At 41.5% G+C, this 14,342-nt stretch carries 11 protein-coding genes and 3 tRNA genes; 4 read left to right on the top strand and 10 right to left on the bottom strand.

Annotation, left to right across the window (positions count from 1 at the left end):
• Nucleotides 1–224 precede the first annotated feature (224 nt).
• The 7 genes from lon to IEY40_RS07365 form a co-directional block, all read right to left on the bottom strand.
• Nucleotides 225–2,576 (bottom strand): endopeptidase La, encoded by a 2,352-nt coding sequence (lon, locus tag IEY40_RS07395; protein WP_188954796.1) that lies wholly within the window; start codon nucleotides 2,574–2,576, stop codon nucleotides 225–227.
• Nucleotides 2,577–2,707: 131 nt separating this feature from the next.
• Nucleotides 2,708–3,988, bottom strand: a complete 1,281-nt coding sequence (gene clpX, locus IEY40_RS07390) for an ATP-dependent protease ATP-binding subunit ClpX (RefSeq protein ID WP_188954794.1) — start codon at nucleotides 3,986–3,988, stop codon at nucleotides 2,708–2,710.
• A 132-nt stretch (nucleotides 3,989–4,120) separates the two neighbouring features.
• A complete protein-coding gene (clpP, locus tag IEY40_RS07385; protein ID WP_188954792.1) occupies nucleotides 4,121–4,732 on the bottom strand; it encodes an ATP-dependent Clp endopeptidase proteolytic subunit ClpP in 612 nt (203 codons plus the stop codon).
• Nucleotides 4,733–4,824: 92 nt separating this feature from the next.
• Entirely contained in the window at nucleotides 4,825–6,129 is a 1,305-nt protein-coding gene (gene tig, locus IEY40_RS07380; RefSeq protein WP_188954790.1) for a trigger factor, read from the bottom strand.
• 386 nt (nucleotides 6,130–6,515) lie between these two features.
• Nucleotides 6,516–6,591, bottom strand: a tRNA-His gene (locus IEY40_RS07375).
• 8 nt (nucleotides 6,592–6,599) lie between these two features.
• Nucleotides 6,600–6,676 (bottom strand) — tRNA-Arg (locus IEY40_RS07370).
• Nucleotides 6,677–6,770: 94 nt separating this feature from the next.
• Nucleotides 6,771–6,847, bottom strand: a tRNA-Pro gene (locus tag IEY40_RS07365).
• A gap of 275 nt (nucleotides 6,848–7,122) precedes the next feature.
• On the opposite strand from IEY40_RS07365, the gene folD reads away from it, so the two are divergent.
• Nucleotides 7,123–7,977: a bifunctional methylenetetrahydrofolate dehydrogenase/methenyltetrahydrofolate cyclohydrolase FolD gene (gene folD / locus IEY40_RS07360; protein WP_188954788.1), complete on the top strand. Its 855-nt coding sequence runs from the start codon at nucleotides 7,123–7,125 to the stop codon at nucleotides 7,975–7,977.
• A gap of 88 nt (nucleotides 7,978–8,065) precedes the next feature.
• Here folD and cysS read toward each other — a convergent pair whose 3' ends face one another.
• Nucleotides 8,066–9,445 carry a cysteine--tRNA ligase gene (cysS, locus tag IEY40_RS07355; protein ID WP_188954786.1) on the bottom strand — a complete coding sequence of 460 codons (1,380 nt, stop codon included), beginning with the start codon at nucleotides 9,443–9,445 and terminating at the stop codon, nucleotides 8,066–8,068.
• Nucleotides 9,446–9,588: 143 nt separating this feature from the next.
• On the opposite strand from cysS, the gene IEY40_RS07350 reads away from it, so the two are divergent.
• Together IEY40_RS07350 and IEY40_RS07345 are read left to right on the top strand one after the other, a co-directional pair.
• A complete protein-coding gene (locus tag IEY40_RS07350) occupies nucleotides 9,589–10,083 on the top strand; it encodes a peptidylprolyl isomerase (RefSeq protein WP_160053358.1) in 495 nt (164 codons plus the stop codon).
• Nucleotides 10,084–10,085: 2 nt separating this feature from the next.
• A complete protein-coding gene (locus tag IEY40_RS07345) occupies nucleotides 10,086–10,808 on the top strand; it encodes a UDP-2,3-diacylglucosamine diphosphatase (protein WP_188954784.1) in 723 nt (240 codons plus the stop codon).
• 35 nt (nucleotides 10,809–10,843) lie between these two features.
• Here IEY40_RS07345 and miaE read toward each other — a convergent pair whose 3' ends face one another.
• Nucleotides 10,844–11,614 (bottom strand): tRNA isopentenyl-2-thiomethyl-A-37 hydroxylase MiaE, encoded by a 771-nt coding sequence (gene miaE, locus IEY40_RS07340; RefSeq protein WP_188954782.1) that lies wholly within the window; start codon nucleotides 11,612–11,614, stop codon nucleotides 10,844–10,846.
• A 374-nt stretch (nucleotides 11,615–11,988) separates the two neighbouring features.
• Here miaE and IEY40_RS07335 point away from each other — a divergent pair, with 374 nt between their 5' ends.
• Nucleotides 11,989–12,585 (top strand): Yip1 family protein, encoded by a 597-nt coding sequence (locus IEY40_RS07335; RefSeq protein ID WP_188954781.1) that lies wholly within the window; start codon nucleotides 11,989–11,991, stop codon nucleotides 12,583–12,585.
• A gap of 79 nt (nucleotides 12,586–12,664) precedes the next feature.
• Here IEY40_RS07335 and glnS read toward each other — a convergent pair whose 3' ends face one another.
• The gene (gene glnS, locus IEY40_RS07330) at nucleotides 12,665–14,335 is read right to left on the bottom strand and encodes a glutamine--tRNA ligase (RefSeq protein ID WP_188954779.1); all 1,671 of its coding nucleotides are present in this window, start codon (nucleotides 14,333–14,335) and stop codon (nucleotides 12,665–12,667) included.
• Nucleotides 14,336–14,342 lie beyond the last annotated feature (7 nt).

The following is a 14,342-nucleotide window of genomic DNA, read 5'->3' as shown; positions in this document are numbered from 1 at the left end:
CCGTGTTTAGAGCGGTCTGCGGAGGCTTTATTGTAATAAGTTTGATAACACATCAAACTTAGTATGAAAACCAAAAAAATAAAATTGGATACAGCTCAAAGTCAGATGCCCCAAGGGCTTGGTGCGTCTGACTCTCCACAGACCTAGGCTACCACAGGTCAGCGTTTTGTTAAGCCCCTTTTTTCACTTTTTTCATGCTCTACAGCAATTTTTTAACTGATAAGCTATTTTTTAACCACTTCAAAGCCTTCAACTGGTCGCTCAAGCGCCAATTTTAAAACTTCGTCAACCCAACGCACAGGATGAATGATTAAATCAGCAATCACATTTGCTGGAATTTCTTCCAAATCGCGCTCATTTTCTTTAGGGATCAACACGTGTTTAATCCCACCGCGATGTGCAGCAAGTAACTTCTCTTTTAATCCACCAATCGGTAACACTTCACCACGCAAGGTGATTTCACCTGTCATAGCAACATCACTACGCACTGGGTTACCGGTTAAGCTAGACACTAAAGCAGTACACATTGCAGCACCGGCTGAAGGACCGTCTTTTGGTGTTGCACCTTCAGGGACGTGCACATGAATATCACGTTTTTCATAAAAGTCGCCATTAATACCGAGGTTTTCAGCACGAGCACGTACTACTGTCATCGCCGCTTGAATCGACTCTTTCATGACATCACCGAGTGAACCGGTATAAGTTAACTTGCCTTTACCCGCTACCGAGGTGGCTTCGATTGTTAATAAATCACCGCCAACCTGAGTCCAAGCTAGGCCGGTTACCTGGCCAATTTGGTTACTCGACTCTGCTTTACCAAAATCAAAACGCTGCACACCTAAGAATGATTTAAGGTTATCTTGATTAACTTCAACCACTTTGACAGTTTTGTCTAACAAGATTTGTTTAACAACTTTACGGCATATTTTTGATAATTCGCGCTCAAGTGAACGTACGCCAGCTTCACGAGTGTAGTAACGAATGATGCCTAAAATAGCACTGTCATCAACCTTGATTTCTTTAGCTTTTAGACCATTACGCTCAACTTGCTTTGGCAACAAATGTTGCTTAGCAATGTTAAGCTTTTCATCTTCGGTATAACCCGCTAAACGAATCACTTCCATACGGTCAAGTAATGGACCTGGGATATCCATTGAGTTAGATGTTGCCACGAACATGACATCTGACAAGTCATAATCAACTTCAAGATAGTGGTCGTTAAAGGTCGCGTTTTGTTCAGGATCGAGCACTTCTAATAATGCAGATGACGGATCGCCACGCATGTCAGAGCTCATCTTATCGATTTCATCGAGTAAGAATAATGGGTTTTTTACGCCCACTTTAGCCATTTTTTGAATGACTTTACCTGGCATTGAACCAATATAAGTACGGCGATGGCCACGAATCTCTGCTTCGTCACGCACGCCACCTAATGCTACGCGCACATACTTACGACCAGTTGCTTTTGCAATTGATTGACCCAGTGAGGTTTTACCAACACCTGGAGGCCCGACCAGGCACAAGATTGGGCCTTTAAGTTGTTTAACGCGGCTTTGCACCGCTAGATACTCAAGAATACGCTCTTTCACTTTTTCAAGGCCATGGTGATCCATGTCGAGCACTTCTTGTGCTTTGGCTAAATCACGCTTAATTTTAGAGCGTTGTTTCCAAGGCACAGACGTCATCCAATCAACATAGCTACGAACAACTGTGGCTTCTGCTGACATCGGTGACATCATTTTAAGTTTGTTTAATTCTGCACTGGCCTTTTCTTTTGCATCCGCAGGCATGCCCGCTTCTTCAATTTTACGCGCGAGTACTTCAAATTCGTCGTGGCTTTCGTCAATGTCACCTAATTCTTTTTGAATAGCTTTCATTTGCTCGTTCAAATAGTATTCGCGCTGACTTTTTTCCATTTGTTTTTTAACACGAGTACGAATACGTTTCTCAACTTGTAACAAGTCGATCTCCGATTCCATCATCGCCATTAAATATTCAAGACGTTCGCCGACGTTGATCATTTCTAATACCGATTGCTTGTCTTCAAGCTTTAACGGCATATGCGCTGCCATGGTATCGGCTAAACGCGCGGCTTCATCAATACCCGACAATGAAGTTAATACTTCAGGTGGGATTTTTTTATTTAACTTGATGTAACCTTCAAACTGACCAATAGCACTTCGAACCAATACTTCTTCTTCCTTGTCGCTTAATTCTTGCGATTCAAGGTATTCGGCAGTGGCTGCAAAGAACTCTTCTTCTTGAGTGTAGCGAGTAATTTTTGCGCGCTGGCCACCCTCAACAAGCACTTTTACGGTGCCGTCAGGAAGTTTAAGCAGCTGCAAAATAGAGGCTACAGTACCAATATCAAAAATATCGTCTTTAGTCGGTTCGTCAAGATCAGCATCACGCTGAGCGACAAGTAAAATTTGTTTGTCTTGTTCCATTGCCGATTCTAGGCAACGAATGGATTTTTCCCGTCCTACGAATAGCGGAATTACCATATGCGGATAAACCACCACATCTCGCAGTGGTAATACGGGGAGTTCGATATGCGCTTCACGCTCTTGGGTCATGGCTCGATTCCGTTTAATGAAATAGACTTAATACTGAGTATATTGGGGTGATGTTGTCAGTTTCAATGGCCAATACGAAAAAAGGAGCCCAATGGACTCCTTATTTTTCAGTTTATTAGCTTTTAGAACAATTATTGTTCTCCAGAAGCTGCCTGAGTGTCGGTATTTTCGTAAATTAAGATAGGTGCTGACTCGCCTTTAACCACAGACTCATCAATCACAGCTTTAATTACGCCTTCCGTTGATGGAATATCGTACATAGTGTCTAGCAAGATGCTTTCAACAATTGAACGTAATCCACGGGCACCGGTTTTACGCGACATGGCTTTATGAGCAATGGCTTGCAATGCATCTTCGCGGAATTCTAGTTCCACGTTTTCCATCTCAAATAAAGCACCATATTGCTTGGTCAATGCGTTTTTAGGCTCAGATAAAATCTGTACTAGTGCAGCTTCATCTAACTCTGTTAGTGTTGCAACGACGGGTAAACGACCAATAAATTCAGGAATTAAACCGAATTTAACTAAATCACCAGGTTCAACTTGACCTAAAATTTGTGAAATAGTCGCTTTGTCGGCTTCACCTTTCACTTCAGCACCAAAACCTATGCCTGTACCAGTATGTGCACGTTGCTCGATCACTTTTTCAAGTCCAGCAAAAGCACCACCACAGATAAATAAGATCTTAGAAGTATCTACCTGCAAAAACTCTTGTTGCGGGTGTTTACGGCCGCCTTGTGGCGGAACAGAAGCCACGGTACCTTCAATTAGCTTAAGCAATGCTTGCTGTACACCCTCACCCGATACGTCACGAGTGATTGATGGGTTGTCAGACTTACGACTAATTTTGTCGATTTCATCTATATAGACAATGCCACGCTCAGCTTTTTCAACGTCATAGTCGCACTTTTGTAGTAATTTCTGAATGATGTTTTCTACATCTTCACCCACATAACCCGCTTCAGTTAGCGTCGTTGCATCAGCCATTGCAAAAGGTACATTAAGTGAACGAGCAAGTGTTTCTGCTAATAATGTTTTACCGCTACCTGTAGGACCAATGAGCAAAATGTTACTTTTACCCAGTTCAATACCACCTTTAACGGAACCATTACGTAACCGCTTGTAGTGGTTATAAACCGCAACAGCCAACACTTTTTTTGCTTTATCTTGACCGATAACATAGTCATCAAGATGCTCGCGTAACTCATGTGGCGTAGGTAATTTGTCTTCATCGCGCTTAGGAGAAATCTCTTTAATTTCTTCACGGATGATGTCATTGCACAAATCCACACATTCGTCACACACATAAACCGATGGGCCAGCAATTAGCTTTCTGACTTCATGTTGGCTTTTTCCGCAAAAAGAGCAGTACAGCAGTTTGCCACTGTCACCGTTATTTTTGTTATCGCCCATTATTCTACCTCTGCTTACAGCCTAGACGTTACATCTGAGCTCTGCTTGTCGATATGTTTACCGTCTGCATATCTGGATTATTCGTTAACTAGGATGAAGAATAACCCAGTCGCAGCAAAAAATCAGCCTGAATTAACCGCGTGTGGTTAAAAGCGAATCCACTATACCGTATTCAACCGCTTGAGTTGCACTCATAAAGTTGTCACGGTCTGTGTCACGTTCTACCACTTCTAGTGGTTGACCTGTGTGATCGGCTAGCATTTGGTTTAATTTATTCTTAATACCGAGAATTTCTTGAGCGTGGATAGCAATATCTGACGCTTGACCTTGGAAACCGCCCAATGGCTGATGGATCATCACGCGAGAGTTAGGTAAACAGTGACGTTTACCCTTAGCACCGCCAGCAAGTAAAAATGCGCCCATACTTGCTGCTTGGCCCATACATACTGTACTTACGTTAGGCTTGATAAATTGCATGGTGTCATAAATAGCCATACCCGCAGTGACAGAACCACCAGGAGAGTTAATATAAAGGTAGATGTCTTTATCTGGGCTTTCTGACTCAAGGAATAATAACTGAGCAACAATGAGGTTAGCCATATGTTCTTCAACTTGGCCAACTAAAAAAATAACACGCTCTTTTAATAGACGAGAGTAAATATCGTAAGAACGTTCGCCTTTAGCTGTTTGTTCAACAACCATAGGTACAAGCGCATTGAGTACTGATTCTGGTGCTTTATGCATTATTCATTTCCCTAAAAAATAAAAATGGCCCGCATGAGGAACCTCATACGAGCCATTATAAATGGCGAACGCCTTGTTAAGTCAAGCTTAGCTTACGCTTTGCCTGTAGCCTTGTTCATAAATTCTTCAAAAGCGACGTCTTTAGTTGTCACTTTAGCCGATTTTAGTAGGGCTTCAACAGCTTGCTCTTCAAGCGCTACGTTGCGCATGTTTTGCATGAGTTCTTTGTTTGAGTTGTAGTAAGCTACAACTTCAGATGGATCTTCATACGCAGAAGCCATAGATTCGATCAATGCATTAACGCGATCATCTTCAGCTTTTAGCTCGTTTGTTTTGATTACTTCGCCTAAAAGCAAACCAATCTTCACACGACGCTCTGCTTGCTCAGTGAACAATTCAGCTGGAAGCTCAGGCATATTTTCAGTTTGGCCACCAAAACGTTGCATAGCTTGCTGACGCAATACGTTAACTTCGCCGTCAACTAATGCTTTAGGGATAACGATTTCGTTAGCCGCTAATAAACCAGTGATCACTTGCTCTTTAACGTTAGCTTTAAGCGCTTGCTCTAGCTCACGAGTCATGTTTTTACGGATTTCAGCTTTAAGCGCTTCTAAACCACCATCAGCAATACCAAATAATGAAGCAAATTCATCATTCACTTCTGGTAAGCTTGCGCCTTGAACTTCAGTTAAAGTAATTGCGAATTTAGCCGCTTTACCTTTTAAGTTTTCAGCGTGGTAGTCTTCAGGGAAAGACACTTCGATTTCAAATTCGTCACCAGCTTTATGGCCAACAACACCAGTTTCAAAACCTGGGATCATACGGTTTGAACCGATTTGCAGTTCGAAATCGTCAGCTTTTCCGCCTTCAAATTCTTCACCGTCGATAGAACCAACAAAGTTCATTTTAACTTTGTCGCCATCTGCAGCTTCACGCTCAACAGCAGCATAAGTTGCATGTTGTTTACGTAGTGTTTCGATCATTGTGTCAACGTCTGCATCGTTTACTTCAGCTTTAGGCTGTTCAACGGCAATCGTGTCTAAACCGGTTAATGCAACTTCTGGGTAAATTTCAAATGTAGCAACAAACTGGAAAGTGTCACCTTCAGTCGTACCAGGAGTGAATACTGGCGCGCCTGCTGGGTTTAATTTTTCAGCTACGATTGCTTCAATAAAGTTACGTTGCATCACTTCACCAGTGATGTCTTGGCGAATAGCTTTACCATAACGCTTGTTGATTTCTGTGACTGGTACTTTACCAGGACGGAAACCAGGAAGACGTGCACGCTTTGCTTCGCGAAGTACATTGTCTTTAACCAATTTCTCGATTTGCTCAGCAGGTACAGAAATAGTTAGGCGACGCTCTAGGCCTTGAGTTGTTTCAACAGAAACTTGCATTGTTTTACCTCGAAATATGTCTAACGTTCTTTTTAATAGTCGACAACTCAACTATTCGATATTCGTTTCTTGACCGTGTGTTTAGCTAAGGCCTCCAGCACAGCGATATTATGATGCTGAAGACGCTGTTGGTTCAGGTAGCTTATTTTTGATATTTATCAAGACGCGACATTATAGCCACCGTTTTTAGCATAGTCGAGCCTGAAAAGGTCGATTTACGCGATAAAAGGGCTGACTTTGAGCCATTTTTGACGTGTTTGCACGTTTAATGTGCGAATTGATTTTATTGTATTGCTAAGGAATGATTTGGCAGAACGGTTTTATAGGGTATCAAACTAGATGTTAAGTTTTTTACTACACATCTATTTGAATCAAACAAAGAAAAATGGGGTGACTGATGGGGCTCGAACCCACGACAACCGGAATCACAATCCGGGACTCTACCAACTGAGCTACAATCACCACTGAAATGGTACGCCCGGCAGGGCTCGAACCTGCGACCACCCGCTTAGAAGGCGGGTGCTCTATCCAACTGAGCTACGGGCGCATGGCACAGCAATTTGCTGTATCCTGTCTGGCTAAACAAGCTTAACACTTGTTTGATTATTTGTTTAGTTAACACATAAACAAATAATTGAATTTGGTCGGTGATAGAGGATTCGAACCTCTGACCCTCTCGTCCCAAACGAGATGCGCTACCGGGCTGCGCTAATCACCGAGTTTACTGTGTTCTTCAACACATGCAGTGTAACCATGTTGTCTTGAGAACGGAGCGCATCTTAACGAGTCACTTTGTTATCGTCAACGATTTTTTTGAGCTAATTGTCTATATGTTGAATTTAACAGCAAAAAGGGCGATTAGCATCATAGCGCGAATAGTTTATTCACTGTATTTCCCTGTCTTACAAATGACACACTTTTAATCGCCTGTTAGAATACACCCGATTTATTCATCAGCCTCAAGCCGCGCCATTCAAAGGAAACTCTACAGCCATGACTGCTCAACTTATTGACGGTAAAGCCATTGCACAATCTATCCGTAATACTCTTAAACAAAAAGTCGCCGCGCGCAAAGACGCTGGCCAAAGAGTTCCTGGACTGGCAGTTATTTTAGTGGGTAGCGACGCGGCATCACAGGTATATGTGGGAAGTAAACGCAGAGCCTGTGAGGAAGTCGGTTTTGAATCACAATCATTTGATCTTGATACAAGCACTTCTGAAGCAGAATTATTAGCCTTAATTGACCAATGCAACAACAACCCTCAAATAGACGGCATTTTAGTGCAACTGCCGCTTCCAGATCATATTGACGACTCTAAAGTGATTGAGCGTATTCGCCCTGATAAAGACGTGGATGGCTTTCACCCTTACAACGTTGGCCGTTTAGCACAGCGGATCCCGGTTCTTCGATCGTGTACTCCAATGGGTATTATGACGTTAATCAAATCGACGGGTATCGACACCTATGGACTGGATGCCACTGTTGTTGGCGCATCCAATATTGTTGGGCGTCCTATGACATTAGAGCTTTTGTTAGCCGGTTGTACTACAACCACTTGTCACCGCTTTACAAAAAACCTAGAACAAAAAGTTCGTCAGGCGGATTTATTAGTCGTTGCCGTCGGTAAACCTGGGTTTATTCCAGGAGAATGGATTAAGCCTGGCGCAATTGTTATTGATGTTGGTATTAACCGTCTAGAAGATGGCTCATTAGTCGGTGACGTAGAGTTTGATATTGCCGTTAAAAATGCAGCATTCATTACTCCCGTTCCTGGCGGTGTTGGCCCAATGACCATTGCCAGTCTTTTAGAAAACACGCTTTATGCTTGCGAGCAATATCACAGCTAAAATATCGTGTTAATACGCTGATCATTAGTGACTATCAAACAGTAAAAAGCCTGCAAGTTGCAGGCTTTTTACTTAATATATTGAAGAACTATTTTTTACGCCAAGTCGTACCACTTGGACCATCTTCTAAAATCACACCGAGCTCGTTTAAACGATCTCGTGCAACGTCAGCTGCAGGCCAGTCTTTTTCTGTTCTGGCGCGGTTACGCTCAACGATTAGGGCTTCTATCTCTGCCACTTCATCATCAGTCCCCTCACCTTTAAAAAATGCTTCTGGCGTTTGGCTAATCAAACCTAATACATCGGTTAACTGCTTAAGGCTCACGCCTAGAGCAGAAGCGGCTGCCATGTCTGTTGTTTTAAGACGGTTTATTTCACGTACCATATCAAACAACACTGAATACGCTTCAGGAGTATTAAAGTCATCATCCATCGCATGCTTAAATTTAGCCACATATTGCTCAGCATCCGCTGGAGAAACGGTTAGATCTAAATCTTTAAGCGCTGTGTATAAACGCTCTAACGCTGCACGAGCCTGTTTTAAATTATCTTCTGAATAATTTAACTGGCTGCGATAATGACCTGACAATAAAAAGTAACGCACGGTTTCAGGATCATAATGTTCAAGCACATCGCGAATAGTAAAGAAATTACCTAACGATTTAGACATTTTCTCGCGATCGACCATCACCATGCCAGAATGCATCCAGTAATTAACATATGGTGTATCATGAGCACAGCAAGACTGAGCAATTTCATTTTCATGATGTGGGAACTGTAAATCGCTTCCACCACCGTGAATGTCAAAATGCACACCTAAATGCTTGCTGTTCATGGCAGAACATTCAATGTGCCAGCCAGGACGCCCTGCTCCCCACGGAGATTCCCAAGTAGGTTCACCAGGTTTAGACATTTTCCACAATACAAAATCCATTGGGTTTTGCTTGGTTTGGTCGACTTCAACTCGGGCGCCGGCTTGTAATTGGTCGAGATTCTGGCCAGATAAGCGGCCATAATCTTTGTAAGACGCCACACTGAACAACACATCACCGTCTGGGGCAACATAGGCATGACCTCGGTCGAGAAGCAATTGCACCATATCAATAATTTCAGCCATGTGAAGCGTTGCACGAGGCTCGAAATCTGGACGTAACATATTTAACGAATCAAAATCACGGTGCATCTCTACTGTTAAACGTTCAGTTAATGCGTCACAAGATTCATTATTTTCAGCTGCACGTTTAATAATTTTATCATCAACGTCGGTAATGTTACGTTGAAAATTCACCTCGTAACCAATGTAACGTAAATAGCGTACGATCATGTCAAACGAAACAAAAGTACGCCCGTGACCAATATGACACAAATCATAAATTGTCACGCCACAGACGTACATGCCAATTTTGCCAGGGTTTATTGGTTTAAATTCTTGTTTTTCACGACTGATACTATTGTAAATTTTCAACATCAAAAGTTCTCTTTTACACTAATTTATAACGGTAAATGTTACTAGTGAGTCTATCATGATGTCACGGGTTTTGAACACTGCACTTTATGCCGCAACTAAGATAAGTTAGAATCGCGCAAATTATTTTTTCTAGGTGAATATTAATGGTTACTTTACACACAAATTACGGCGACATTACTCTACAACTTGATGCAGAAAAAGCACCTTTAACAGTTGCTAACTTCATGAAGTATGTTGAAGAAGGCTTTTATGACAACACCATCTTTCACCGTGTTATCGATGGTTTCATGATACAAGGTGGTGGTTTTACCGAAGATATGGGTCAAAAGCGTTGCAATGAAACCGTGAAAAATGAAGCCAGCAACGGTTTATCAAACCGTAAAGGTACTGTGGCAATGGCGCGTACTTCTGATCCGCATTCTGCTACGGCTCAATTTTTCATTAATATCAATGACAACACCTTCCTAGATTTTAAATCTGAAACGTCTCAAGGTTGGGGTTACTGTGTATTTGGTGAAGTCGTTGAAGGCTTAGATGTTGTTGAAAAAATCAAAGCAGTAGCTACTGGTAACCGTGGTATGCACCAAGATGTGCCTTTAGAAGCTGTTGTTATTAACAACGTTAGCGTAAAAGCGTAATTTTGAAGCGCACTGTCTTTGTGGGCGATTTGCACTTGAGTGCTGATCGCCCCGATATTACTCACGCTTTTTTAGATTTTTTAACCCACGGATTAAAAGATGCCGAGGCGCTTTACATTATCGGCGATTTGTTTGAAGTATGGATGGGTGATGATATTGCGGAGCCATTCTCACAAGATATCGCCAAAGCGATAAAGTCAGTTTCAACCGTAATGCCAGTGTATTTTATTCATGGTAATCGTGACTTTATGGTTGGGCGTGCATTTTGTAAACAAGCTGGCATGCAAATACTACCCGAAGTACATTGCGTTAACTTGTACGGCACTCGAACCGTTATTCTTCACGGTGATAGCCTTTGTACGCTTGATGAAGCTTATCAACGCTTTAGACGTTTTCGCAGCATTGCACTCGTTCGATGGATTTACGCCAATATATTACCGAAGCAAACGCGCTTAAATATAGCCGCGAAAATTCGTCAAAAAAGTATCAAAGGCAATCAACAAAAACATTACGAGATAATGGATGTTGAACCTGCAGCTGTCGATGCGCTCTTAACTGAAACCAACTGTCAACGCATGATACACGGTCATACTCACAGGCCTGATATTCATCAATTATCCAATCATAAACAACGTGTCGTTGTGGGAGATTGGTACACACAAGGCAGTGTTTTATCAGTTAATTCGCAAGGCTGTGAGTTGCAAAAAAGACCCTTCTCAACCTAATTTTTTGATCCCAGTTGTTTGTGACACACTGGGGTTTATCGAGATACAGGTACGCCACTGTGAAATCGAAATTCGGTATCTTCAGATAAAACTAATGCGGCTTCCTTCGCTCTAAAATATGCAACCCGCTCGCTGATATCTTTATCTGCAATATCTTGCGCCAATAACAAGTAATCTTGAAAATGGCGGGCCTCAGAGCGTAATAATGACACATAGAACTTAGCTAACTCATCATCTAAATGCGGTGCTAGCTTAGCAAAACGTTCACAAGATCTTGCCTCAATAAAAGCGCCAACAATTAATTTATCGACAATTTTTAACGGTTCATGGGTACGAACATAACTGATAAGCTGTTTCGCGTATGTTCCTGCACGAATGTTGTTGTAAGCAATATTTCTGGCCGTCATTATCTGAAGAACTTGTTCAAAATGATGAAACTCCTCTTTGATTAGGCGCACCATTTTCCCCATTAAATCAGCACTGTTTTTCATGGATGTATTTGCAACGAGCTCACTCGTGATGTCGTTCTTTTTAATATCACGATTTAAAAATGCCTTAACATCTCTATCTTGACTGTATACAAAGTCCTCATAAGGCTTTGCCCAGGCAACGAGTACTTGTGCACTTTGTTTATCTATAGCGTATTTTCGGATCATCATCATGGCAGTTTGCGCCGCTTTGAGCTCACAATTACAATGATCAATAAGTAAGGCCGTTAATTGCTCAGGTTGCTTAGCTAGCTCAATCCAGCTATTTGGCGTTTCACAACCTAAGAATTGATTAATTGGCACGAGTAGTTGCTGCATTTGTGTATGAATCCGAGTCAAACATTGAAATTCATTTTACCGTTTTGATGATCTTTTCTGAAGCTGAAATCGTAATACAACTTGACGAAAGTCTATTTATGTTCAATAAATAGACTAGACATTGGCAATTTAACGAAACATTAACACTTTAATTAATGTCTCTGTTAACCAATGTGTTCAATCTCCTTAAAGAGAACCTCTAGTTGGGATGAGGTGATAGCTTAGCAACAGACAGTAAACAGTTTTTATGTTTAGCTTTTATCAGTCTTTTGTAAAGTGGTAGTGAGCTGATTAAGGCGATTGATAATGAGCTGCAGTCAGCTCGTCTATAGTTTGGCGAGCTAGGTCGAAAATGCTAAACAAGGATAACTATAATGGTACTAAATCACTTAATGGGGCTTTACACTCATCCAAAACAAGAGTGGCAAACAATTGAAAAAAATCACGAAGCACTGAAAAGTAGCTTAAGTCATGTGTTACTTATCGCGTTAATTCCTGCTGTATGTTCATATTTTGCCACTGCCCACATTGGCTGGCACCCTGGTGCAGGCGATCCCCTTTTCTTAACACCGAAAAGCGCTATGTTTATGTCTATTGGGATGTACTTTGGCCTGATTGCTGGAGTGTTAGCTTTAGCTTATTTAGCATTTTGGATGGGAAGAACATTTGATGCTGATCCTACTTACACTCAAGCATTAGAACTTGCCGCCTATACAGCTACTCCATTGTTTATGGTGGGATTATCAGCTTTATATCCTGTACTTTGGTTTATTATGGTAGTGGGGTTAATTGGGTTGGCTTACTCTGTATATCTTCTATACGCTGGGGTGCCTATTATTATGAACATACCTGAAGAGAAGGGGTTTATTTATGCCAGTTCGGTTGTCACTGCAGGCCTAGTATTGCTTGTTGCTTTAATGGCCTCAAGCGTCATCTTATGGAGTGTCGGTTTAGGTCCTATGATGCAATAACCTCCCAAAACTAAATAATAGACATAAAAAAGGCGCTACTAGCGCCTTTTTTGAAAGTATTATTTATTGATTACACTGACTATGCGAAGGTATCGCGAAGTGGCACCGTTAAATTAAAGACTAAATGCTCTGCACTTGAGTCTTTACTATCTGCACAGAAATAACCTTCACGTTCAAATTGATAGGCTTTTTCAGCTTCAGCATTTACTAAGCTTGGTTCAACTAAGCCATTAACAATAACTAAAGATTGTGGGTTAATCACTTCATCCACTGTCTCAAATGCTGCAGGGTTTTCATTGGTGAATAAACGATCATAAAGACGGAATTCTGCTGGCTTAGCTGTACTAGCTTCAACCCAATGAATAACACCTTTTACTTTACGGCCATCAGCTGGGTTTTTGCCTAGCGTGTCAGCATCGTAAGTACAATAAATAGTCGTTATGTTACCTTCAGCATCTTTGTCACAGCGCTCAGCTTTAATGATGTAAGCATTACGTAAACGAACTTCTTTGCCTAGTACAAGGCGTTTAAAGTGTTTATTGGCTTCTTCTTTAAAGTCTTCAACATCAATAAACAACTCGCGACCAAAAGACAGTTCACGCGTGCCCATCGATTCGTTACTAGGATGTGCTGGAGCAGTAATCTTTTCAGGCTGTGCATTCGGGTAGTTTTCAATAACAACTCTTACCGGTCTTAATACTGCCATTGCACGTGGAGCATGTTCGTTTAATTCTTCACGAATACATGCGTCTAACATACCCACTTCAATCAAGTTTTCTTGTTTAGTGACACCAATACGCAAGCAAAACTCACGAATAGAAGCTGGTGTATAACCACGACGACGTAATCCTGCAATGGTTGGCATTCGCGGGTCATCCCAGCCGTCAACTAATTTACGAGCGACTAAATCGTTTAGCTTACGCTTCGACATCAAGGTGTATTCAAGATTTAAACGAGAAAACTCATATTGACGTGTGCGATTAGGCGCTTGAAAATCGTCTAAATGGTCTAAAACCCAGTCGTACAAACGGCGGTTATCTTGAAACTCTAATGTACAAATTGAATGAGTGATATTTTCAATCGCATCAGAAATACAATGCGTGAAATCATACATTGGATAAATGCACCACTTGTCACCGGTTTGGTGATGATGTGCAAAACGAATACGATAAATAATCGGATCGCGCATGCACATAAAAGGTGATGCCATGTCAATTTTGGCTCGAAGCGCACACTCGCCTTCTTTGAACTCACCCATGCGCATTTTTTCAAATAGCGCGAGGTTTTCAGTAACGCTAGTATCACGATAAGGACTGTTTTTACCCGGCTCTTTTAATGAACCACGGTATTCTCTTGTCTGTTCGCCATTTAAAAAGCAAACATAAGCAAGACCTTTTGTGATTAACTCCACTGCATATTGATGCAATTGATCAAAATAATTTGATGAATAACGAATATCACCAGACCATTCAAAGCCCAACCAACGCACATCTTCCTGAATCGACTTAACATAGTTAATGTCTTCTTTTTCAGGGTTAGTATCGTCAAAACGTAAGTTACATTGACCTTGATAATCTTTTGCAATGCCAAAATTTAAGCAAATAGACTTAGCGTGTCCAATATGCAAAAAGCCGTTAGGTTCTGGCGGAAAACGAGTATGAACTTGGCTGTGCTTACCGCTACTTAGGTCTTCGTCTATAATATTACGAATGAAGTTACTAGGACGTACTTCGGTGTCCACATGACTCATGGAATTC

Origin of the sequence: Shewanella ulleungensis (assembly GCF_014648315.1) — a bacterium.
GTDB lineage: Bacteria > Pseudomonadota > Gammaproteobacteria > Enterobacterales > Shewanellaceae > Shewanella > Shewanella ulleungensis.
This window is presented reverse-complemented; position numbering and strand designations above follow the sequence as displayed.